We start from the raw sequence: 21684 nt of genomic DNA, 5'->3' as shown, positions 1-21684 counted from the left end.
CGGGTGAATCTCGACGTCAATGCGGCCTCCATTCGCGAAGTGGTCGACGCGGGGCTGCTCGCCGGCGCGCTGACGCTGGTCTGGCAGCGTGGAGAAGTCCTGCAGGTCAACGAAATCGGTTACCGCGACGTGGACGCCGGCCTGCCGATGCAGCGCGACACGCTGTTCCGGATCGCGTCGATGACCAAGCCGGTCACCGTCGCAGCGGTGATGAGCCTGGTCGACGAGGGCAAGCTGACGCTGAAGGACCCGGTCGTGCGCTGGGCGCCGGAGCTGGCCGGCGTGCGGGTGCTCGACGACCCGCACGGCCCGCTCGACCGCACGCACCCGCTCGGGCGCGCCATCCTGATCGAGGACCTGCTCACCCACACCAGCGGCCTGGCCTACGGCTTCTCGGTGTCCGGGCCGATCGCGAAGGCCTACGTGCGGCTGCCGTTCAACCAGGGCCCGGACGCCTGGCTCGCCGAGCTGGCCAAGCTGCCGCTGGTGCATCAGCCCGGTGACCGGCTCACCTACAGCCACTCCATCGACCTGCTCGGCGTGATCGCGTCGCGCATCGAGGACGAACCGTTCAACGAGGTGCTCGACGAACGGGTCCTGGGTCCGGTCGGCATGCCCGACACCGGATTCTTCGTGTCCCCCGACGCGCGCCGCCGCGCGGCGACCATGTACCGGCTCGACGGGCAGGGCCGGCTGCACCATGACGCGATGGGGCCGCCACACATCAAGCCGCCGTCCTTCTGCAACGCCGGCGGCGGGCTGTGGTCGACCGCCGATGACTACCTGCGTTTCGTGCGGATGCTGCTGGGCGACGGGACGATCGACGGCGTGCGGGTGCTCTCCCCCGAGTCGGCCCGGCTGATGCGGACCGAGCGGCTCACCGACGAACAGAAGCGCCACGACTTCCTCGGGGCGCCCTATTGGGTCGGCCGCGGCTTCGGACTGAACCTGTCGGTGGTTACCGACCCCGCCCGCAGCGCGCCGCTGTTCGGGCCGGGCGGGCTCGGGACGTTCAGCTGGCCGGGCGCCTACGGGACGTGGTGGCAGGCCGACCCGACCGCCGACCTGGTTCTGCTGTACCTGGTGCAGAACCTGCCCGACATGTCCGCGGACGTGGCGGCGGCGATCGCCGGCAACACGTCGCTGGCGAAACTGCAATCGGCGCAACCGAAATTCGTCCGGCGGACCTATCAAGCGCTCGGCCTCTGACGTGGTCGATTATCCGCCCGACCGCATCACCGGACCCCGCCTCGTGCTGCGCAGGCCCGTGCTCGAGGACGCCGGCGCGCTGTTCCAGCGGGTCGCCCGCGATCCCGAGGTCACCAGGTACCTGATGTGGGCGCCGCATCCCGACGTGGCGGCGACGCGGCGGGTGATCACCGAAAAGCTCAACGCCACCCCTGACGAGCGGACGTGGGCGATCGAATTGCGGCACAGCGGTGAAGTGGTCGGGCTGACCAGTTGCCGGCGCCCGGTGCCGCACTCGGTGGAGATCGGTTACTGCCTCGGCCGCCGATGGTGGGGCAAGGGCCTGATGGGCGAGGTGCTCGACATGCTGCTGACCGCGCTCGACAGCGACCGGGCCGTGTATCGGGTGTGGGCCACGTGCAACGTCGACAACGAGCGCTCGGCCCGGTTGCTGGAGCGCGCCGGGTTCGTGCTGGAGGGGCGCCTGGCCCGCCACGCGGTCTACCCCAACCTGGGGCTCGAACCGCAGGACAGCCTGCTCTACGCGAGGATCCTGCGCTGAACGGGTGTGCGGCCAAGGCGGGGCTTACCGGCGTGTCGCCGCCCTGAGCGCACACTGAAAGCCCTCAGCGCACAGTCGATCGCGCGTGGTCGAGCGCGCGGCGCGCGTAGGCCCGCACGTCGGCGTCGCCGTCCTTGAGGGCGATGCTCAGCGCATCGCGCGCGGCGGGTTCGCCGGCCCAGCGGGTCAGGCTCAGCACGGCCGCCTTGCGCACGTCGAGATGGGCGTCGGCGAGCGCCTCGGCCAGCGCCGGCACCGCGACGTCGGCCGGCGCGCCCGCCAGCGCGCGCGCCGCCCCCTCCCGCACCTGCCACGCCGGGGCCCGCAACGCCGCTTTCACGGCGGCGAGATCCGCTGGGCGGCAACCAAGCTCACCGAGCGCGGCCAGCGCGGCCGCGCGCACCAACGGGTCCGGGTCGGTGATCAGCGCGCTGACCGCCTCGCCGCCGCCGCGCAGCGTGGCCAGCCCGGCGGCCGCGACGATCCGCACCTCGCGGCTCTCGTCACCGGTGGCGGCGACCACCCCGGCCACGTCGTCGACGGACACCAGCGCCCGCACGGCCTCGATGCGCACCCGGTGGTCGGGATCGGTGAGCGCGCGGCGGTAGTCCTCGGGGTCGCCGACCCGGCGCGCGGCCAGCACGTAGAGCGAGGCCGCCCGCACCACCACGTCGCCCGAGCTGAGCCGCGGCTGGACGGCGTCGGGCTCGGGTAGCACCTCGACGAGCTCGCGGATCCCCTCGGCGCCGGTGCGGCGCACGGCGGCGTCGGCGTCGTCCAGCGCGGCGACCAACGCGGGCGCATAGCCCTCGGGGATGTGTTCGGTGAGGGTGGCCACCGCCGTCCGGCGCACGCCGGGGTCGGGGTCGCTCAGGTACGGCCGCAGCCCGGCGATCGTCGGCTCCTCGAGGGCCAGGACTTCGGCGATGCGCGGCGAGGGCGGCTCGAATGACGTTGCGGCCGAAGCGATCCGGGACGCAGTGGTGGCCGGGGCCTGGCCGCCGACGAGCGGCGGCTCCTCGACCGCCCGCACGGTCTGGTCTGCGGGCGGCAGGCCGTCCAGTTCCGGCACCGGCACGAAGTACGGGGCGACCGGCCGCTTCAGGAACACCATCTCGCCGTCGGCGCCCTTGCGCAGGTTGAGGTGGTAGCCCCACTCGCTGTCGTCGCGGCCGGGCAGGTCGGCGCGGTCGTGGTAGAGGCCCCAGCGCGATTCGGTGCGGGTGAGCGACGATCGGGCGGCCATCTCGGCGCAGTCCCGGATGAACGACACCTCGACGGCTCGCATCAGCTCGTGCGGATTGCGAGCCCCCATCTCGGCGATCTCGGCCCGCATGCGGTCGAAGGTGCGCACGGCGATCGACAGCTTGGCCGCCGTCTTGGGCGGTGCCACGTAGTCGTTGACGAACCGGCGCAACTTGTATTCGACCTGCGGCTGCGGCGGGCCGTCCGGATGCCGCAGCGGGCGGTAGATCAGCTCGTGCGCGTCGCGCAGTTGCTCGCCCGGAAGCTCCTGCGGCGCAGTGCTTTCCGCGCAGGCCGCGGCCGCGTCGGTGCCGGCGAGATCGCCGAAGACGAACGCCCCGATCATGTAGTTGTGCGGGACGCAGGCCAGGTCGCCGGCGGCGTACAGCCCGGGCACCGTGGTGCGGGCGTGTTCGTCGACCCAGACCCCGGAAGCCGAATGCCCACTGCACAAACCGATTTCGGAGATGTGCATCTCGATGTCGTGGGTGCGGTAGTCGTGGCCGCGGTTGGCGTGGAAGGTGCCCCGCGTCGGCCGTTCGGTGGTGTGCAGGATGTTCTCCAGCGCGGTCAGCGTCTCGTCGGGCAGGTGGGAGACCTTGAGGTAGATGGGCCCGCGGGCGGAATCGATCTCGCTCTTCACCTCCGACATCATCTGACCCGACCAGTAGTCGGAGTCCACGAACCGCTCACCGTGTGCGTTGACCTGGTAGCCGCCGAACGGGTTCGCGACGTACGCACAGGCCGGCCCGTTGTAATCCTTGATCAACGGGTTGACTTGGAAACACTCGATTCCCGACAGCTCCGCACCCGCGTGGAAGGCCATCGCGTACCCGTCGCCGGCATTCGTCGGGTTCTCGTACGTGCCGTACAGATAGCCCGACGCGGGCAGCCCCAGCCGCCCGCACGCTCCGGTGGCCAGGATCACCGCCTTCGCCCCGACCGCGACGAATTCACCGGTGCGGGTGTGCAGCGCCGCCGCGCCGACGGCGCGGCCATCGGACGTCAGCACCCGCACCGGCATCAGCCGGTTCTCGATGCGGATCTTCTCGCGCATCGACCGTTGCCGCAGCACCCGGTACAGCGCCTTCTTGACGTCCTTGCCCTCCGGCATGGGCAGCACGTAGGAGCCGGAGCGGTGCACCCGGCGCACCGCGTACTCGCCGTGTTCGTCCTTCTCGAACTTCACCCCGTAGCGTTCCAGCCGCTGCACCATCGCGAATCCTCGGCTGGCGGTCTGATAGATGGTGCGCTGGTTGACGATTCCGTCGTTGGCGCGGGTGATCTCGGCGACGTAATCCTCGGGTTCGGCCTTGCCCGGGATGACGGCGTTGTTCACGCCATCCATGCCCATCGCCAGCGCGCCGGAGTGCCGGACGTGGGCCTTCTCCAACAGCAGCACCTGGGCGCCGTGCTCGGCGGCCGACAGCGCCGCCATGGTGCCGGCGGTCCCACCGCCGATGACCAGCACGTCGCAGTCGAGGCGGAGGGGGGTCGCCGGGTCCGGGATCTCCATCATGCCGCCACCAAGTTGCCCAGGGCGGCAATGATTTCGGCGCGCAACCCGTCCCTCGGCAGCTCTCCGCGCGGATCAGGCACGTCGATGGATGCGCGGGGCGGCTCCCCAGCCCGGCCCAGCACGACGATCCGGTCCCCCAGCGCGAGCGCCTCGTCGACGTCGTGGGTGACGAAGACGATCGTCGTGGGATGGGTGCGCCAGGTGTCGATCAACAGCCGCTGCATGGCCGCCCGGGTTTGAGTATCCAGCGCGCCGAACGGCTCATCCATCATCACCGCGCGGGGCGCACCCGCCAGGCCGCGGGCGAGCTGGACCCGTTGGCGCATCCCGCCGGAGAGGCTTTTGGGCAGGAAGTGGCCGAAACCGGCGAGCCCGAGTTCGTCGATCCAGCGCTCGGCCTGCGCGCGACGGGTGGCCCGGGGCTCGCCGCGCAGCCGCAGCGCCAGCTCGATGTTGGACCGCACGGTTCGCCACGGCAGCAGCGCGTTGTCCTGGAACACCATGCCGCGGTCACCCGAGGTGGTGGTGACCTCCGCGCCGTCGGCCAGCACCCGGCCCGCGTCGGGCCGCAGCAGCCCCGCCAGGGCGCGCAGCAGCGTCGACTTGCCGCAGCCCGACGGCCCGGTCAGCACCAGGATCTCCCCGGGGCGCACCGTCAGGCTCAGCCCGTCGATGACCGGAGTCCCGGTGTAGGACAACCGAACCGCTTCGAGCTCAAGACTGGTTCCGGTTTGTGCCGCAGTGGTCATCGCAAGCCTTCCTGTGCTCGGGGCAACCAGCGCGTCACCCGCCGGCCGACCAACTCGACGGCCGCCGACGTGGCGAACCCGAGGACGCCGATGGTGATGATGCCGACGAACACCTGCGGGTAGGCCAGCACGGTGTAGTCCTGCCAGGTGCGGTAGCCGACGCCGAGGCGGCCCGAGATCATCTCGGCGGAGATGACGCAGATCCAGGCCACGCCCATGCCGACCGACAGGCCGCCGAACACGCCCGGCAAGATGCCCGGCAGCACCACCTGGGTCAGCACCGCCCACCGGCCACCGCCCAGCGTGCGCACCGAGTCCTCCCACAGGGTCGGCAGCGCCCGCACGGCGTGCCGGGTGCTGACCATGATCGGGAAGTAGGCGGCGAGGAACGTGATGAACACGATGCCCGCCTCGTCGGTCGGGAACAGCAGGATCGCCACGGGCACGATCGCGATCGCGGGGACGGGGCGCGCCAACTCGGCCAGGGGACCGAACAGGTCGGCGAACAGGCGCGAACGGCCCAGCAGGACACCGGTCGCCACGCCGATCACGGCCGCCAACCCGAAGCCGGTGAGGATGCGGATCAACGACTGCGCCAGGTCGAGCCAGTACTCGCCGGCACCGAGCCGCCGCTGCAGCGCGTGCACGATCTGCGTGACGGTGGGCAACGTGTCGAACCGCAGCAGCAGCCGCACCTTGCCCGCGGTGAGCAACTGCCACAACCCGATTGCGGCCAGCACCGACGCCAGCCGCAGCAGCCGCGACCCCCAGGCGGAGGTGCGCCGCCGCGTATGCGCGAGCGCGGGCGTCGGGATCACGCCGGGCGCCCGGTCGGCCACTGCTTCGACGGTCATACCGAACCTCCCAGTGCCTGCTGGTAATTCATCACGACGCCGCCCGGGTGGGCCCCCAGGTACCGGTGCGCCCCGGCCTGCGTGCCGAACGGCAGATAGTTTCGGCCGTCTTTCACCCACACCGCCTTGTCGGCGAACCACCGGGTGCCGAGCTCGGCGTCGGGAACGTAGGCCGCGCGGATTTTCCCGCCGCGGGCGGTGGCCTCGGCGACCGCCCGCAGCAAGCCGGTGGGGTTCGCGACCGTCTGCGTCGTGTCGGCGCCGTCCAACCACAGCTCGCTGGTCAGCGCGGGGTCGCCGGAGAGCAGGGACGGGTTGGTGGCCCGCGCCCGGGTGGCGGCGTAGTCCAGCCCGCGGGCGGCGAACACCGCGCGCAGCGGATCGTCCACCGCGAACTTCCCCACGTCGAGGTCGGCGAAGTCACCGATCGATTTCAGGTAGGGCACATCGCTTTTCAGCGCGCCGATCAGCGACGGCTTGAGCGTGGTGTCGAACGACGTCCCGCCGGGGCCGTTGTAGAGGTACACCACCTCCTGCGGCAGACCGCTGGCCTGGGCGACGATGCGCGCCGCCTCGAGCGGCTTATCGTTGAGGAAGTCGGTGGCGTCCAGTTGCGCCTGCAGGAACGCCGCCAGCACCTCCGGGTGCGAGGACGCATATGCGCGTCGCACCACCACGCCGTGCAGCGTCGGCAGGTTCAGCTCGGCCCCGTCGTACAGCAGCTTGGCCTTGCCCTGGTACACCAGCAGCCCGGGCCACGCGACGAACTGCGAAAGCCCGTTCACCTGACCCGATTCCAGTGCGGACGCGCCAACCTGGGGCTGCTGGTTGAGTACCTCGACGCCGGTGATGCCGGCCCTGCCCAGCGCACGCACTAACGTGCCGTGGCCCGCGGAGCCCACACTGGCCGACACCTTGGCGCCGGCCAGGTCGGCGAGCGCGGTCGCCGGCGAATCGGGCGCCACCACAACCATGTTCAGCGCGCCCTTGGGGTTGTAGCCGGTGACCGACACCATTTCCGTGCGGGCCAGCGGGTTGGCCTGGGTCTTGGACCCGTTGATCAGCATCGGGTAGTCGCCCATCGATCCGATGTCGATCTTCTCGGCAAGCATCTGGGCGGTGATCGGGGCGCCGGTGTCGTAATCCTGCCAGCGCACGGCGTATCTGGTGCCGGTGCGGGTGGTGATGTCGGCGAGCCGCCGCTCGAGGTAGCCCTGCGCACGCAGCAGCGTGCCGGCGGTCACCGTGTTGATGGTCTTCGACTGGTATCCCACCACGACGTTGACCACGCCGGAGGATTGCGAGAACGATTCCAGCGAGCACCCGTTGGCGAACACGGCCAGCGCGCTCGCCACCGAAAGCAGCCGGAGGGCATGCTTTTTCATGATGGCATCGGGTTTCAGCGGAGGAGATAGGGCATGTTCACGGTGACGGCGCCGGTCGGACACCGAGCCGCGCAGGGGCCGCAGTACCAGCACTCGTCGACGTGCATGAATGCCTTGCCGGTGTCGGGGTTGATCGCCAGCGCGTCCAGCGGACAGACCTCGACGCACAGGGTGCAGCCGTCGATGCACAACGACTCGTCGATCGTCACCGGCACGTCGGCCCGGGTGTTGTTGACCAGCGTCATGTATCGCTCCTTGTCAGGCTGCCGCGCATGGTGATTCGATCGCCACGCATCCGGATGTACTCCAAGTCAACGGGTGTGCCGTCGGCGAGACTGGTGAGCCGCTCCAGCATGAGCAGTGCGGCCCCGTCGGGCACCTGCAGGGTGGCCGCCGAATGCGCGTCGGCGGGGATGGCCTCCAGCGCGAGCGACGCCGAGCCCAGCCGCTGCCCGCTGACCTCTTCGATGAGCGCGAACACATCGTTGGTCTCCAGCGGATGGCGCAGCACCTGCTCCCCGATACCCGGGGCCAGGTAGGTCAGATCGAGGCTGAGCGGCAGGTCGCCGAGGTAGCGCAGGCGTTCGATGAAGACCGCCTGTTCGCCGGGCGCCAGCCCCAACCGGCGGGCCACCGACGGCGGCGCGGCGACGGGCATTGCGGCGCGCACCTCGTTGCGCACCTCACCCAGGTTCTTGAAAGTCTCCTTCAGCCCCAGCAACGCGTCCAGCCCGTGCGAGTACTTGCGCTGGGCGACGTGCGTGCCGACCTTGGGCCCGCGCTCGATCAACCCCTCGTGCTTCAGCAGCGCAAGCGCCTCACGAACGGTGTTGCGCGACACCAGGAATTCGGCCGCCAGGTCGTGTTCGGCCGGCAACCCGGCGGGATAGGCGTCGGCGTGGATCTGTTGGCGCAACACGTCGGCGACCCGGCGGGCGCGGTCGGCCCTGGGCTCGCTGCTGATCGGTTGCGCCACGCGGCCACGCTAACGCGGCTCAGGGGCGCATTTCGGCCAAGCGACGAGGGCCCCCGCCGGCGCCTCGGGGCATTGCGCCGGGGCGCTTTCATCGGCGACCAGCCAAAACCGGGAGCCGGCGCACCATTGCGCCACCCCGGCGCCGCCGTCGTGGTTCCGATCGCGGTGAGCGGAACCGTTTGGGGCACGGGCTATCGCGAAGCGCTGACCATCTCGGGATCGCGGCCGGGCCCCGGCGGTACACCTTGCGATCCGGCAGGGCGCGACCGCGCGGGCACCAATGGCACGGCCGCCAACGGAAACAACGCGCACAGCGCCCAGGCCGGCGGGTATCCGGCGGCCATGATCAGCGCACCGAAAAGCGGGGGCCCGGCGGCGGCCGTCAGCCGTTGGGTGGTGTTCTGCAGACCCAACGCGCGCCCGCTCCAGAACGGTCCGGCGAACTCGGTGATGGCGGTGGCCTCGAGCCCGTTGTCGAGCACCGCGAGCACCGAGATGACGACCATGAGCAACACGTCGTAACCCGAACCGGTGCCGTCGGTGAGGGCGAGCAGCAACAGGGTCAGCGCGGCGCCGACCGCGATGGTGCGGACCGGCCGCATCCGCGAGCCGACGCGGTCCGACCAGCGCCCGACGGCGATTCGGCCCGCCGCGCCCAGCAATTGACACACGGTGACCAGGCCGCCGGCGGCGGCGACCGACCACCCGTGGTGGTGTATCAGCCACACGAGCATGAAGGTCACGGTCACCGTCTGCGGCACCATCAGCAGGGCGCCCACCGCGTGAATTCGCCAGAGCACGGACGATCCGCGATACGGGCTGGCCAGCTCGGCCTCGGTGGCTATCTTGCGGGATTTTCGCGGCGGATCGACGATCCCGAGCGCGCTGGCCATCGCGGCCACCGTGCACATCAGCGCGAGGAACATCAGCCCGGAACGGGGACCGCGCTCGGCCAGCTCCGGTATCACGAGCGCACCCAGGGCGATCCCCAACGGTTGCGCGGTCTGGCGGATGCCCATCGCCAGGCCCCGTTGATGCGCCGGGAACCAGGCGGACACCAGCCGGCCGCCGGCGGTGTTGCAGCTGGCGGCGGCCATCCCCCCGAGAAACAGGAAGACCCCGACGGCCACCATCGAGTGGGCCGACGCCGCCGCGTACGCCGCCACCGCCGTGAGCGCAGAACCGGCGGTCAGCACGACCCGCTCACCGACGCGGTCCAGCACCCAGCCCCAGAGCACGAGCGTGACGACCATGCCCCAACTCGGCATCGATGACAACAGGCCCGCTTCGGTCAACGAAATGCCCCTGCGCCCCTGCAGCGAAGGGATCAGGAACGCAACGCCGTTGATGAACAGGAACGAGGTCGCCGTAACCCCCAGGGAGACGGCCATGACCGACCAGCGCGCGCCCGCGCCGAGTTGGTGTGCGCCGCCGGCCTCGGTAAGCATGCAATCCATGGTGGCACGGGCTTCATCGTTCGCCGGGCACCTCGGCGCCGCGGCGACACCGTAACTTATTGAACGCTAAGGTATTTGATAACAAGAGCTCAGCATTCACGTCCGGTCCAAGGGGACAGAATTTGCGAATTGCGTTGTGTGCGTGATCATTTGGCCACGCGGTGCAACCACCTCGTCACCAGGGCGATTCACAGCGTGAACATAGCCTTTTCTTATGCGTCAATACGGCGTTTTCTCAGCGCGGCTACCCTCGAAGCGCATGACCACCGACACGAACTGGACTGTGGATGAGTGACGTTTCGCGGCAGGCGTTGACCAAGGTTCCGGCGGTAACCCTGGGGTTCTGGATCATCAAGATCTTGGCCACCACCTTGGGTGAGACCGGCGGCGATACCGTCACGATGACGCTGAACTGGGGCTATGCCGCCGGGGTCGCGCTCTTCGGTGTCGCGCTGGTGGTGCTGGTTGCCGCACAGATCCTGGCCAAGCGCTTCCATGCGTCGCTGTACTGGGCGACGATCGTGGCGTCGACGACGTTCGGCACGACGTTGGCCGACTTCGCCGACCGGTCGCTGGGCATCGGGTACACCGGAGGGTCGCTGCTGCTGTTGGGTTGCCTGATGGCCACCCTGGGCCTCTGGCGCTGGACGGAGGGGACCGTATCGGTCACCACCGTGTCGACGCCGAAGGTCGAGGCCTTCTATTGGGCGACTATCACCTTCTCGCAGACCCTGGGCACCGCGCTCGGCGATTGGCTGGCCGACACCCGCGGATTCGGTTACGAGCGTGGCGCATTGGTGTTCGCGGCCGGCCTGGCCGTGGTGATCGCCCTCTACTACTGGACCGGCATCTCGCGCGTCGCGTTGTTCTGGGTCGCGTTCATCCTGACCCGGCCGCTGGGCGCGACGGTCGGCGACTTCATCGACAAGCCGGTGGCCGACGGCGGCCTGGCCCTGAGCCGCCCGCTGGCCTCGGCGGTGCTCGCCGCGGTCATCGTGGCCCTGCTCGTCGTGCTGCCGCAGCGGCCGGGACGCCACCCCAGTGCGGCCCGGGAAGACGCCTGACCGCTCTCAGCGGCTTCCCAGCTCCGCGACCTACGCTTAAGTTGTCATGTCTGATACCGCACGCCCCGCGCGTCGTCAGAACGGCGCGCTCACCCAACTGCTGATTTTCGCCGCCACGGTCCTCGGCTCCACCCTACTGGCGGCCGCGCCGGCCAACGCCGATCCCAGCCCGTTCAACACCCTCAATTGCACCTGCCCCACGAGCGCTCCGGCCGGCAGCCCGGCCCGGCACGACGCGATCGCGCGCGGGCTCCTGCGAGGGGAGCTCGGCTGGCCCGCGCAGCCCACGTCGGATCCGGGCCGGCAGGCCGGCTAACTCAGGCGTCTTCGCTCACGGCGGCGCGATCACCGTTGCGGGCCCCGTTCATGCCGGTGGCGTCCGACGGCAACTCGAAAGACGGATAGGCGGTACCGACCGCGGCCAGCGCCGCGTTGCGCTGCGCCTCCATCCGCGCCAGCGCGGACTCGGTGAAGACCGACAGCCCGAGGTCTGGGTTGTACCCGTGGATCTCCTTGACGTCGAGCTGGGCCAGGAAGTAGATGATCTCCTTGGAGACCACCTGCCCGGGCACCAGCACCGGGAATCCCGGCGGGTAGGGCACGACGAACGTGGTGGACACCAGCGTCTTGCCCTCGGCCAGCCGCCGCCCCGCCATGCCGATCAGGACGTGCTCGCGATCGGACTCCTCGTAGCCGGCGTAGAAGGCCGACCGCATGTCACCGAAGACGCACGCGTCGACGGGCCGGAAGGCGACGTCGAACTCGCTGAAGTCGGGCAGGTGCGGCAGGTCCTGGGTGATCTCCTCGACGTGACGCTCCTGCAACGCCCGGTCGGCGACGCTGGCCGCGTTCTCGGCGCGGTCGAAATCGGTTGCGACCCTGCGTAATACGTCCAGGAGGTAGTGCACGCTGGACCACGTGACGCCGATGGTGAAGATCAACAGCACGCTGTTGATCGACGTCTTGTTGATCTGGATGCCGAATCGCTCCATCAGGATCTTCTCGCGGAAGTCATACCCGTTCATCCCGGTCTTGCCGACGAACAGGGTCACCCGCGTCGCATCCAGCACGAACTGATCGGAGCGCCACGCCTCGTTCCATTCGGCCAGCGCGCCCTGCCTGACCTCGCGGTACGAGCTCACCGACGACGCCCGGAATTCCTCGGGCACCAGGTCGGACTCGTCGAGGATGCGGAACCACTTGCTGATCAACCGGTCTCGGCGCACCCGATGCCGGAACACCAGCGCCATGTCGTAGGTCTGCCGGACCAGCTGGAAACCCTCGATGTCGACCTGGCGGCGCGCCAGGTCCAGCGACGCCAGCAACTGCTGGTTCGGCGACGTCGAGGTGTGGGTCAGGAACGCCTCACCGAAGGCATCCCGGTTCAGGGCATTGAAGTCCTGGTCGCGGACGTGGATCATCGACGCCTGCCGCAGCGCCGAGAGCGACTTGTGCGTCGAGTGCGTCGCGTAGACCCGCACCCGCGCCTTGGCGGGGTCGGGCAGCAGCGCGCGGTCCACCCAGTCGGACCGGTCCCCCCCGTTTTGCACCCGTTCCATTTCGGCCGCCCATTTCCGGTATTCGGCGGCGTATTCCGGGGAGGCCAGCATCTGCTCGAGGCGCTCGGCCGACACCATGGCGGTGCGCTGCCGTGCCCACGGCACCGCGGTGGCGAAGGCGTACCACGCCTCGTCCCACAGGAAGCAGATGTCGGGCTTGATCGCCAGCACCTCCTGCATGACCTGCAACGGGTTGTAGACCACCCCGTCGAAGGTGCAGTTGGTCAGCAGCAGCATGCGCACGCGGTGCAGTTGGCCGGCCGCCTCGAGGTCGAGCAGCGTCTGCTTGATGGTGCGCAGCGACACCGCCCCGTAGATGGCGAACTGCGGCAACGGGTATGCGTCCAGGTACAGCGGGTACGCCCCGGCCAGCACCAGCCCGTAGTGGTGCGACTTGTGGCAGTTGCGGTCGATCAGCACGATGTCGCCCGGCCGGGTCAGCGACTGCACGACGATCTTGTTGGCCGTCGAGGTGCCGTTGGTGACGAAATACGTGTGGTTGGAATTCCACGTGTGCGCGGCCTTGTCCATCGCCTTCTTGATGTTGCCGTGCGGGTCGAGCAGCGAGTCGAGGCCGCCGGAGGTGGTCGAGGTCTCGGCCATGAAGATGTTGCGGCCGTAGAATTCGCCCATGTCCTGCAAGGACTTCGAGTTGAAGATGCTGGCACCGCGCGCGACCGGCAGCGCGTGGAACTGCCCCACCGGCGCCGCCGCGTACGCGCGCAGCGCGTCGAAAAACGGTGTGGAGAAACGGTTCCGCAGCCCCGCGAGCACGGTGCTGTAGAGGTCGGTCACGTCGTTGAGCCGGTAGAACGTCCGGTCGTATACGTCGGGCTCGGTGTCGTCGCCGGCCGCGATCGACTCGTCGGTGAGCAGGTACAGATCGATGTGGGGCCGCAGCTCGCGGATCCATTCGCCGCACTCCACCCAGTCGTTGGCGCGGTCGGGGATGTCCACGTCCTCGTTGGCCCCGAGCAGGGTGTTCATCAGCGGCAGCCGGTCTCGGGAGCGCAGCGGCAGGTCGTCGCGGATGATCGCGGCCTGGATCTCGCCGTTCAGGGCGACGGCGGCGATGGCGTCCTCGACGCTGGGCGCCACCAGGATTTCGAACTGCACGTCGTCGGAGGGGTTGCGCAGCGCCCGCAGGCATTCGGCCAGGCAGTCGGGGGCCGTCGCGGGGGCGTCGTCGGCGAGCAGCACGGTGTAAAAATGCTGTTTCTTGGCCTGGGCCACCAGCTCCTGGTCGGCCAGCGGCGCGGAGGTGTCGAAAAGCCCTGCGCGGTCGCCGTATTCGCTCAGCAGCCGCACGGCCATCGAGACCTCTTCGGTGAGCCGCACCGTGGACAGGCTCTCCAGGTGCGCGCGGAAGGTCGCCAGGTTCGCCGCGCCCGGGTACAGCCAATACCGCTCGTAGGCGGCGATGCGGTCCATCAACCGTTTCACCCGGGCCACGTCGTGCGTCTTGTCGTGCCCGGCCAGGTCGACCTCGGCGAGGTGGCGGCACGCGTCGTCGAGCAGGTTCCAGGTGTCGATGCGGGCGTAGGACGGGTTGGCCACCGCCGCGAGCGCGGAGACGCGGAGTCGTCGCGGCTGGGTGGTGTATCGAGTCATGATCTCACCTGTTCTTCTGAGCGACTTGTATTCTCACCCCGCCGCGCCGCCCACGTGATCGTTTCGCCTCAGGTCGATTCGGTGATCCCGTCGTCACCGTCGTCGGCGTCCACCACGCGCCGGTTGGCGCGCGTGCCGTCCACCCAGCGCAGCACCGGGAGATCCCAGCGACGTGCCGGCAGCTCGGTGACGTCGGACAGCGATCGCACCACGGCCTGCGTCAGGCCCATGATCGCCGCCATCACCGGCAGCAGGGGTTGCAGCGGCTTTGCCGCGCTGCGAACCGTGCTGATGCGGCGGGCCACGATCAGCCGTTCGACGCAGTGGTACAGCCAGGCGCCCACCGCGAGCCCGTAGATCGACAGGGCCGAGGCGACGATGGTCCACCCGAAGGCCGCGCAGACGACGGCGCCCAGCACCACGGTCGCGGCCAGCAAGCCCGCGATGACGGCGCGCAGCTCCAGCCGGGTCACCCCTGCGGTTCCTCGTTCTCCGGCGCGTGCGCCGCGCTGGACCGGACCGCCGCGGCGGCCGCCCGGATCTGCGGCGTCACCAGCATGACCTGGCCCAGCACGCCGTTGACGAAGGCCGGCGAATCGTCGGTGGACAGTTCCTTGGCCAGCTGCACGGCCTCGTCCACGGCGACCGGCTCCGGGACGTCGTCGGCGTAGAGCAGCTCCCATACCGCCACCCGCAGGATGGCGCGGTCCACGGCGGGCAGCCGGTCCAGCGTCCAGCCCTGCAGGTGCGAGCTGATCAGGTCGTCGATGTGGGCGGCGTGCTCGCCGACCCCGCGGGCCGCCGCGACCGTGTAGGGCTGCGGCTGCGCCACGTCGGGGTTTGTCTCGGCCAGCGCGGTTCGCACGTCGACGAGCTCGGCCGGGCCCAGCCCGCGGGCCTCGGCTTCGAACAGCAGGTCAACGGCGCGCTTGCGGGCCTGATGGCGTCCCCCGACGGGCCTGCTCACGCGTTGACGCGCCCCAAGTAGCTGCCGTCGCGCGTGTCCACCTTGAGCTTGTCCCCGGTGTTGATGAACAGCGGCACCTGAATCTCCGCCCCGGTCTCCACGGTGGCGGGCTTGGTGCCGGCGCTCGACCGGTCGCCCTGCAGGCCCGGCTCGGTGTGGGTGACCTCCATCTCGACCGCCACCGGCAGCTCGATGTACAGCGGCGCCCCGTTGTGGAACGCCACCTGGACCGGCAGGCCCTCGAGCAGGAACCGGGCGGCGTCGCCGACCAGCGATTCCGGCAGGGGGTGCTGCTCGTAATCCTGGCTGTCCATGAACACGAAGTCCGAGCCGTCGCGGTACAGGTAGGTGGTGTCGCGCCGGTCGACCGTGGCGGTCTCCACCTTCACGCCGGCGTTGTACGTCTTGTCGACGACCTTGCCGGAAAGCACGTTCTTGAGCTTGGTGCGCACGAAGGCGGGTCCCTTGCCGGGTTTGACGTGCTGGAACTCGACGATCTGCCAGAGCTGGCCATCGATCACCAGCACCAGTCCGTTCTTGAAATCGGCGGTGCTTGCCACGGTTCGGTGTATCTCCTAGGGGATGGACAGTCGTTCGCCGACTGTCTGCAACTTGTTCGTCAGTCTAGAGCGGGAGTCGGCCGGTGCCCCCGCGTCGGGTGGCCCATGACCGGCGGGAAGCTTGCCTTCCGCTCTCGCGTTACGGGCCGGTCTCGGCCGGCCCGGTGGGCGAAGGGGGTACCCGCTTGATCATCGTCAAGAAGGGAACGCTGAGCTTCCTCCCGCCGGAAAACGGCACCGGGACGGTGAAATACACGATGTCGACCTCGAGCCGCAGCTCCCGCAGCGGCTGGGCGTTCAGGTCCCACCGGAAGTCCCGCAGGCGCGCCAGGCCACGTTCGATTGGCTCCACCCCGTTCACGCCACCCGACTTTACCCCGGGGCGCCCGCCGGCCACAGGGCGCACGTGACCTAGCTGAGGACCGCCAACTCCTTGGGGAACCGGGTCAGCAGTTCCGGCGCGTGCCCGCGGGCCGCCGCCTCCTCGTGGGGCACGACCAGGGTGTCCTCGATGCGCACGCCGCCGCGGCCCGGCAGGTAGACGCCGGGCTCGACGGTCACCACCGAACCCGCCAACAGGGTGCCGGTGGACGTGGCGCCGATTCCCGGTGCCTCGTGAATCTGCAGCCCCACGCCGTGACCCAGGCCGTGGCCGAACTGCTCGCCGTAGCCCGCGTCGACGATCAGCTGACGCGCCGCGCCGTCGATGTCGCGCAGGCTCGCGCCCGGCCGCAGCGCCTCGCGGCCGGCCCGCTGGGCATCGGCGACCAGCTGGTAGATCTCCAGCTGCCAGTCGGCGGCCTTGCCGAGCACGAACGTGCGGGTCATATCGGAGTGATAGCCGGCCACCAGCGCGCCGAAATCGATCTTGACGAAGTCACCGGTGGCCAGCACCGCATCGGTGGGGCGGTGATGCGGGATCGCCGAATTCGGCCCGGCGGCCACGATGGTCTCGAACGAGATCGCGTCGGCGCCGTGGTCGAGCATCAGCGCCTCCAGGTCCCGGCTCACCTCGCGTTCGGTTCGGCCCGGCCGCAGGCCGCCGCGCTCGATCAGATCGGCGAGCGCGGCGTCGGCCGCCTCACAGGCCAGCCGCAGCAGCGCCACCTCGCCGTCGTCCTTGATCTCCCGCAGCGCCTCGACGGTCCCGGCGGCGCGCATCAGCTCGGTGGCCGCGCTGCGCTCGCCGAGTTCGCTGGTCAGGGCGTCGAAGGCGTCGACGGTCACCACATTGCTCTCGAAGCCCAGCTTCGAAACCCCGTCCGCGGCGGCGCGGCCGACCAGATAGCGCCCGAGGGCACGTTCGATGGCGATCTCGAGCCCCGGCGCCTGTTCGGCGGCCTGGGTGCGGTACCGGCCGTCGGTGGCCAGCACGGGGCCGCGATCGTCGGCGAAGACCAGCAACGCGCCGTTCGATCCGGTGAACCCCGACAGGTAGCGCACGTTGTTCAGGTCGCTGACCAGCATCGCGTCCAGTCCACTGGCACCGAGTTGCGCTTTCAGGTTGTCCCGACGCTGAGAATGTGTCACGACCCTTGACGGTACTCGCTACGCTGATTGCCCATGAGGTCCTGGATGCTGCGCGGATTGGTCTACGCCGCGGCGATGGTTGTCGTTCGCTTGGTTCAAGGCGCGTTGATCAACGCGTGGCAGACGCAGGCCGGGCTGTTCAGCGTGGTGCTGCTCCTGCTGTTCGTCATCGGCGTGGCCGTATGGGGGGTGGTCGACGGCCGGGCCGACGCCATCGCGAACCCCGACCCGGACCGGCGGCGCGACCTGGCGATGACGTGGCTGCTGGCCGGCCTGGTGGCCGGCATCCTCAGCGGGGCCGTGTCCTGGCTCATCTCGCTGGTGTACAACGGCCTCTACACGGGTGGGCTGATCAACGAGGTGACGACGTTCGCGGCGTTCACCGCCCTTTGCGTGTTCCTGCCGGGGATCATCGGCGTGACCATCGGCCGTTGGCGGGTGGACCGCAATCCCCCGCCCCGGCAGAAGGGAGCGGACGAGGAGCGCGCCGACACCGACGTGTTCTCCGCGGTGCGCGGTGACGACGCGCCGACCGGTGAGATTCCCACCGCGGGCGCCCAGCACGAGGAGCGGACCGCTTCGGTCGCCACGGCCGAGCGTGACGAGCCGACCGAGACGATCCACACCGCGGCCGACCACGAGCCGAAGACCGAGGTGATCCGCACCGACGGCGGTGACGACGCCACGAAGCCGGGCAAGGAACCCAAGAAGGACTAGGCCTTGGCGGCGTCCGCCAGGTAGCGCAGGGCGAGCAGGTAGCCCTGAATTCCCAGCCCGACGATCACCCCGGTCGCGACGGGGCTGAGGTACGAGTGGCGCCGAAACTCCTCGCGGGCATGCACATTGGAGATGTGCACCTCGATCAGGGGCGCTCGCAGCTCCGCGCACGCGTCGCGCAGGGCCACCGATGTGTGGGTGAGGCCGCCGGCGTTGAGGATCACCGGTTCGCCGGCATCGGCGGCCGCATGGATCCAGTCCAGCAGCTGCCCTTCGCTATCACTTTGGCGCACAACAGCTTTCAACCCGAGAGCGGTGGCCTCCCGCTCGATGAGCGCGGTCAGTTCGTCGTGCGTGGTGTCGCCGTAGACGTCGGGCTCGCGGCGGCCCAGCCGGCCCAGGTTCGGGCCGTTGATGACGTTGACGGTGGTGGTCATCGGGCCCCTTCTTCCTCCGACAGCCCCGCGTACGCGGCCGCCAGCAGCGACGGGTCGGGCCCGGCCAGCCGCCCCGGCTTCGCCAGCCCGTCGAGGACCACGAACCTGAGCACACCGGCCCGCGACTTCTTGTCCTGGGCCATGTATTCCAGCAGCTGCGGCAGCGCGTCGGCGTCGTAGGCGACCGGCAGGCCCAGCGCCGAAAGGACGGTGCGGTGGCGTTGCGCGGTGGCGTCGTCGAGGCGCCCGGCGAGGCGGGCCAGCTCCGCGGCGAAGACCAGGCCCACGGACACCGCGGCGCCGTGGCGCCACTCGTAGCGTTCCCTGCGTTCGATCGCATGCGCCAAGGTGTGGCCGTAGTTGAGGATTTCGCGCAGCTCCGACTCTTTCTCGTCGGCGGCGACCACGTTCGCCTTGACGGCGATCGAGCGTCGGACCAGTTCCGGCAGCACGTCACCGGTCGGGTCCACGGCGGCTTGCGGGTCGGCCTCGATGAGGTCGAGGATCACCGGGTCGGCGATGAACCCGGCCTTGACGACCTCGGCCATCCCGGCGACGAGTTCGTTGTGCGGCAACGTTTCCAGGGTCGCCAGGTCGACCAGCACCGCCAGCGGCTGGTGAAACGCGCCCACCAGGTTCTTGCCCGCGTCGGTGTTGATGCCGGTCTTGCCGCCGACGGCCGCGTCGACCATGCCCAGCAGCGTGGTGGGAATGTGGACCACGTCGACGCCGCGCAGCCAGGTGGCCGCCGCGAACCCGGCGACGTCGGTGGCGGCGCCGCCGCCCAGGCTCACCACCGCGTCTTTGCGGTCAATGCCGATGCGGCCGAACACTTCCCAGAGGAATCCGACGACCGGTAGGTCCTTGCCGGCCTCGGCGTCCGGGATTTCGATGCGATGGGCGTCAACGCCCTTGTCCGCCAAGCGGCTTCGGATCGCTTCCGCGGTGTGCGCCAGCACCGGTTGGTGTACGACCGCCACCCGGTGCCGGTCGCAGAGCAGTTCGACCAGCCGGTCGCCCAGGTCGGTGCCGATGACCACCGGGTAGGGCGGTTCGACGGCCACCTCGACGGTGACGGGCGCGGTCATGTGGTGGCCTCCGCGTGAGCGTTCTCCGGCGTCTGCAGCCGGGACACGATGTAGCGCACCACCGCCCCGGGGTTGCGGCGGTTGGTGTCGACGCGGATCGTCGAGACACGGCGGTACAGCGGGGCCCGTTTGGCCATCAGCGCTTTGAACTTCTCGGCGCGGTCGGGGCCGGCGAGCAGAGGGCGCACTGCGCCGCCGCCGGTGCGCCGCACGCCTTCGCCGGCGCTGATCTCCAGGTAGATGACCGTGTGGCCGGCGAGCGCCTCGCAGACCCCGGGGCTGGTGACCGCGCCGCCGCCGAGCGACACCACGCCGTCATGGTCGGCCAACGCGGCACGCACCGCGTCCTCCTCGATGCGGCGGAACTCCTGCTCGCCGTCCGTGGCGAAGATGTCGGCGATGCTGCGCCCGGTCCGCTGCTCGATCGCCGCGTCGGTGTCGAGGAACTCGACGCCGAGCGCCTTGGCCAGGCGCCGCCCGATGGTGGACTTGCCCGAACCCGGCAGCCCGACGAGTACCGCCCTGGGCGCCATCAAGCGGTCCCCCGGGCGGCCGGCGCTTCCCGGTCGGCGACCGCGCGCTGATACGCCTCGATGTTGCGCCGGGTTTCGGTGAGCGAGTCGCCGCCGAACTTCTCCAGCGCCGCGCGGGCGAGCACCAGCGCCACCATGGCCTCGACCACCACCCCCGCGGCGGGCACCGCGCACACGTCCGAGCGCTGGTGGATGGCGACGGCCTCGTCGCCGGTCGCCATGTCGACGGTGGCCAGCGCGCGCGGCACGGTGGAGATCGGCTTCATCGCGGCCCGCACCCGCAGCGGCTGGCCGTTGGTCATGCCGCCCTCCAGCCCACCGGCGCGATTCGTCGAGCGGACCACGCCGTCGGGGCCGGGATACATCTCGTCGTGCGCGCGGCTGCCGCGGCGGCGCGCCGTCTCGAAGCCGTCGCCGATCTCCACGCCCTTGATGGCCTGGATGCCCATCACCGCGGCGGCGAGCTGGCTGTCCAGCCGGTTGTCGCCGCTGGTGAACGAGCCCAGGCCCACCGGCAGGCCTGTCGCCACCACCTCGACCACGCCGCCGAGGGTGTCGCCGTCCTTCTTGGCCGCCTCGATCTCGGCGATCATGGACTTCTCAGCCTCCTCGTCATACGCGCGCACGGGGCTGTCGTCGATCGCGGGCAGGTCTTCGGGGCGGGGCGGGGGGCCGTCGTAGGGCGCCGACGGGCCGATCGCGATGACGTGGGAGAGCACGTCGACGCCGAGCGCCTGGCGCAGGAAGGACCGCGCGACCGTGCCCACCGCGACGCGGGCGGCGGTCTCCCGGGCGCTGGCGCGCTCCAGGACCGGGCGGGCGTCGTCGAAGCCGTACTTGAGCATGCCGGCGTAGTCGGCGTGCCCGGGCCGCGGGCGGGTGAGCGGTTCGTTGCGCGCGATGTTGGCCAGCTCCGCCGGGTCCACCGGGTCGGCGGCCATCACGGTCTCCCATTTGGGCCACTCGGTGTTGCCGATCTCGATGGCGATGGGGCCGCCCAGCGTGATGCCGTGGCGGACCCCGGACAGCACGGTCACCGCGTCGCGCTCGAACTTCATCCGCGCGCCGCGCCCGTACCCGAGCCGGCGGCGGGCCAATTGGTCGGCGATATCGGTGGAGGTGACCTCCACGCCGGCGACCATGCCCTCGAGCATGGCCACCAACGCACGGCCATGCGACTCCCCGGCGGTGATCCAACGCAACACCCGGCCATTCTCCCATGGGGTCCGGCGCGGGCTTAAATCCCGAGAAACAGGCCGATCGCGGTGGCGGTGGCCAGGCACATCGACGGGCCATGGGGCACCGCCCGCGCGCCGCACAGCGCCGCGAACACCGTCGTCAGCAGCGGCGCGGCCAGCGCGGCCAGGAACCACGTCCCGACCCCGAAACAGCCCGCCAGCGCCCCGAGGCCGATCGCCAGCTTGACGTCCCCGGCGCCCATCCCGGCCGGGGCGAGCGAGTGCACCAGCAGATAGATCGCGGTCAGCGCCGTCGCGCCGGCCAGCGCGGCCCAGCCGCGCCCGGCCACCGCTGCCGTCAGCAGGATCACCCCGGCCCCGGGCAGCGTGAGCACGTTCGGCAACCGGCGCTCGCGGACGTCGCAGCCGCTCAGCAGCAACAGCCACGCGAGCACCGCCACAACCGCTCCAAGCCGCATGGGTTCTCCTGTGTGCGCCGCGAGTG

General features: G+C 70.2%; 23 protein-coding genes. 5 read left to right on the top strand and 18 right to left on the bottom strand.

The annotated features are described in order from the left end of the window. Positions 1-3: 3 nt before the first annotated feature. Together A5691_RS22525 and A5691_RS22520 are read left to right on the top strand one after the other, a co-directional pair. Positions 4-1209, top strand: a complete 1206-nt coding sequence (locus A5691_RS22525; RefSeq protein ID WP_068017956.1) for a serine hydrolase — start codon at positions 4-6, stop codon at positions 1207-1209. Between the two features lies 1 nt (position 1210). Then, positions 1211-1750 carry a GNAT family N-acetyltransferase gene (locus tag A5691_RS22520; RefSeq protein ID WP_067752877.1) on the top strand — a complete coding sequence of 180 codons (540 nt, stop codon included), beginning with the start codon at positions 1211-1213 and terminating at the stop codon, positions 1748-1750. A 64-nt stretch (positions 1751-1814) separates the two neighbouring features. Here the strand turns inward: A5691_RS22520 and A5691_RS22515 are convergent, their stop codons facing one another. From A5691_RS22515 to A5691_RS22485, 7 genes are all read right to left on the bottom strand, one after another. Further along, positions 1815-4514, bottom strand: coding sequence for a fumarate reductase/succinate dehydrogenase flavoprotein subunit (locus tag A5691_RS22515; protein WP_068017953.1), 2700 nt, complete (start codon positions 4512-4514; stop codon positions 1815-1817). Next, positions 4511-5263 carry an ABC transporter ATP-binding protein gene (locus A5691_RS22510; RefSeq protein ID WP_067752871.1) on the bottom strand — a complete coding sequence of 251 codons (753 nt, stop codon included), beginning with the start codon at positions 5261-5263 and terminating at the stop codon, positions 4511-4513. Before A5691_RS22510 ends, A5691_RS22515 begins: the two co-directional genes overlap by 4 nt. Next, the gene (locus A5691_RS22505) at positions 5260-6117 is read right to left on the bottom strand and encodes an ABC transporter permease (RefSeq protein ID WP_067886984.1); all 858 of its coding nucleotides are present in this window, start codon (positions 6115-6117) and stop codon (positions 5260-5262) included. Before A5691_RS22505 ends, A5691_RS22510 begins: the two co-directional genes overlap by 4 nt. Then, entirely contained in the window at positions 6114-7502 is a 1389-nt protein-coding gene (locus A5691_RS22500; protein WP_067886982.1) for an ABC transporter substrate-binding protein, read from the bottom strand. Before A5691_RS22500 ends, A5691_RS22505 begins: the two co-directional genes overlap by 4 nt. 14 nt (positions 7503-7516) lie before the next feature. Then, entirely contained in the window at positions 7517-7747 is a 231-nt protein-coding gene (locus A5691_RS22495; RefSeq protein WP_067752861.1) for a ferredoxin family protein, read from the bottom strand. After that, entirely contained in the window at positions 7744-8478 is a 735-nt protein-coding gene (locus A5691_RS22490; protein ID WP_067784051.1) for a GntR family transcriptional regulator, read from the bottom strand. The genes A5691_RS22495 and A5691_RS22490 overlap by 4 nt, the downstream gene beginning before the upstream one ends. 191 nt (positions 8479-8669) lie before the next feature. Next, complete coding sequence (locus tag A5691_RS22485; protein WP_067886995.1) at positions 8670-9926, bottom strand: MFS transporter; 1257 nt, start codon at positions 9924-9926, stop codon at positions 8670-8672. Between the two features lie 296 nt (positions 9927-10222). On the opposite strand from A5691_RS22485, the gene A5691_RS22480 reads away from it, so the two are divergent. Then, positions 10223-10999 carry a hypothetical protein gene (locus tag A5691_RS22480; protein WP_067784049.1) on the top strand — a complete coding sequence of 259 codons (777 nt, stop codon included), beginning with the start codon at positions 10223-10225 and terminating at the stop codon, positions 10997-10999. Between the two features lie 46 nt (positions 11000-11045). Next, entirely contained in the window at positions 11046-11315 is a 270-nt protein-coding gene (locus A5691_RS22475; RefSeq protein ID WP_068017951.1) for a hypothetical protein, read from the top strand. A 1-nt stretch (position 11316) separates the two neighbouring features. On the opposite strand, the gene A5691_RS22470 is transcribed toward A5691_RS22475, so the two are convergent. The 6 genes from A5691_RS22470 to A5691_RS22445 all read right to left on the bottom strand — a co-directional run bounded on the left by A5691_RS22470 (position 11317) and on the right by A5691_RS22445 (position 17226). After that, on the bottom strand, positions 11317-14169 hold the full coding sequence (locus tag A5691_RS22470) for an aminotransferase class I/II-fold pyridoxal phosphate-dependent enzyme (protein ID WP_068017949.1): 2853 nt from the start codon (positions 14167-14169) through the stop codon (positions 11317-11319). A gap of 68 nt (positions 14170-14237) precedes the next feature. Next, positions 14238-14642, bottom strand: coding sequence for an antitermination protein NusB (locus tag A5691_RS22465; RefSeq protein WP_067752838.1), 405 nt, complete (start codon positions 14640-14642; stop codon positions 14238-14240). After that, complete coding sequence (gene nusB, locus A5691_RS22460) at positions 14639-15136, bottom strand: transcription antitermination factor NusB (RefSeq protein ID WP_068017946.1); 498 nt, start codon at positions 15134-15136, stop codon at positions 14639-14641. The genes A5691_RS22465 and nusB overlap by 4 nt, the downstream gene beginning before the upstream one ends. Continuing rightward, positions 15133-15696, bottom strand: coding sequence for an elongation factor P (gene efp / locus A5691_RS22455; RefSeq protein WP_067282552.1), 564 nt, complete (start codon positions 15694-15696; stop codon positions 15133-15135). The genes nusB and efp overlap by 4 nt, the downstream gene beginning before the upstream one ends. Before the next feature lie 139 nt (positions 15697-15835). Continuing rightward, complete coding sequence (locus A5691_RS22450; protein WP_067752831.1) at positions 15836-16057, bottom strand: hypothetical protein; 222 nt, start codon at positions 16055-16057, stop codon at positions 15836-15838. A gap of 50 nt (positions 16058-16107) precedes the next feature. After that, complete coding sequence (locus A5691_RS22445) at positions 16108-17226, bottom strand: Xaa-Pro peptidase family protein (RefSeq protein WP_067784202.1); 1119 nt, start codon at positions 17224-17226, stop codon at positions 16108-16110. A gap of 33 nt (positions 17227-17259) precedes the next feature. On the opposite strand from A5691_RS22445, the gene A5691_RS22440 reads away from it, so the two are divergent. Beyond that, positions 17260-17943: a B-4DMT family transporter gene (locus A5691_RS22440; RefSeq protein ID WP_067784200.1), complete on the top strand. Its 684-nt coding sequence runs from the start codon at positions 17260-17262 to the stop codon at positions 17941-17943. Here A5691_RS22440 and aroQ read toward each other — a convergent pair. Genes aroQ through A5691_RS22415 form a run of 5 tightly spaced genes read right to left on the bottom strand, consistent with a single transcriptional unit; the run spans position 17940 to position 21658 of the window. Next, entirely contained in the window at positions 17940-18380 is a 441-nt protein-coding gene (gene aroQ, locus A5691_RS22435) for a type II 3-dehydroquinate dehydratase (RefSeq protein ID WP_067752822.1), read from the bottom strand. The two genes, A5691_RS22440 and aroQ, sit on opposite strands and share 4 nt — an antisense overlap. Next, positions 18377-19468: a 3-dehydroquinate synthase gene (aroB, locus tag A5691_RS22430; protein WP_067784198.1), complete on the bottom strand. Its 1092-nt coding sequence runs from the start codon at positions 19466-19468 to the stop codon at positions 18377-18379. The genes aroQ and aroB overlap by 4 nt, the downstream gene beginning before the upstream one ends. Then, positions 19465-20001: a shikimate kinase gene (locus A5691_RS22425; RefSeq protein WP_068017943.1), complete on the bottom strand. Its 537-nt coding sequence runs from the start codon at positions 19999-20001 to the stop codon at positions 19465-19467. The genes aroB and A5691_RS22425 overlap by 4 nt, the downstream gene beginning before the upstream one ends. Further along, entirely contained in the window at positions 20001-21206 is a 1206-nt protein-coding gene (gene aroC / locus A5691_RS22420; protein ID WP_067752806.1) for a chorismate synthase, read from the bottom strand. Before aroC ends, A5691_RS22425 begins: the two co-directional genes overlap by 1 nt. A gap of 32 nt (positions 21207-21238) precedes the next feature. Then, positions 21239-21658: an A24 family peptidase gene (locus tag A5691_RS22415; protein WP_067752803.1), complete on the bottom strand. Its 420-nt coding sequence runs from the start codon at positions 21656-21658 to the stop codon at positions 21239-21241. Positions 21659-21684 lie beyond the last annotated feature (26 nt).

Origin of the sequence: Mycobacterium sp. E183 (assembly GCF_001667735.1) — a bacterium.
Taxonomy (GTDB): domain Bacteria; phylum Actinomycetota; class Actinomycetes; order Mycobacteriales; family Mycobacteriaceae; genus Mycobacterium.
The sequence above is the reverse complement of the archived record's forward strand: the minus strand, read 5'-3'. Positions and strand labels throughout refer to the sequence as shown.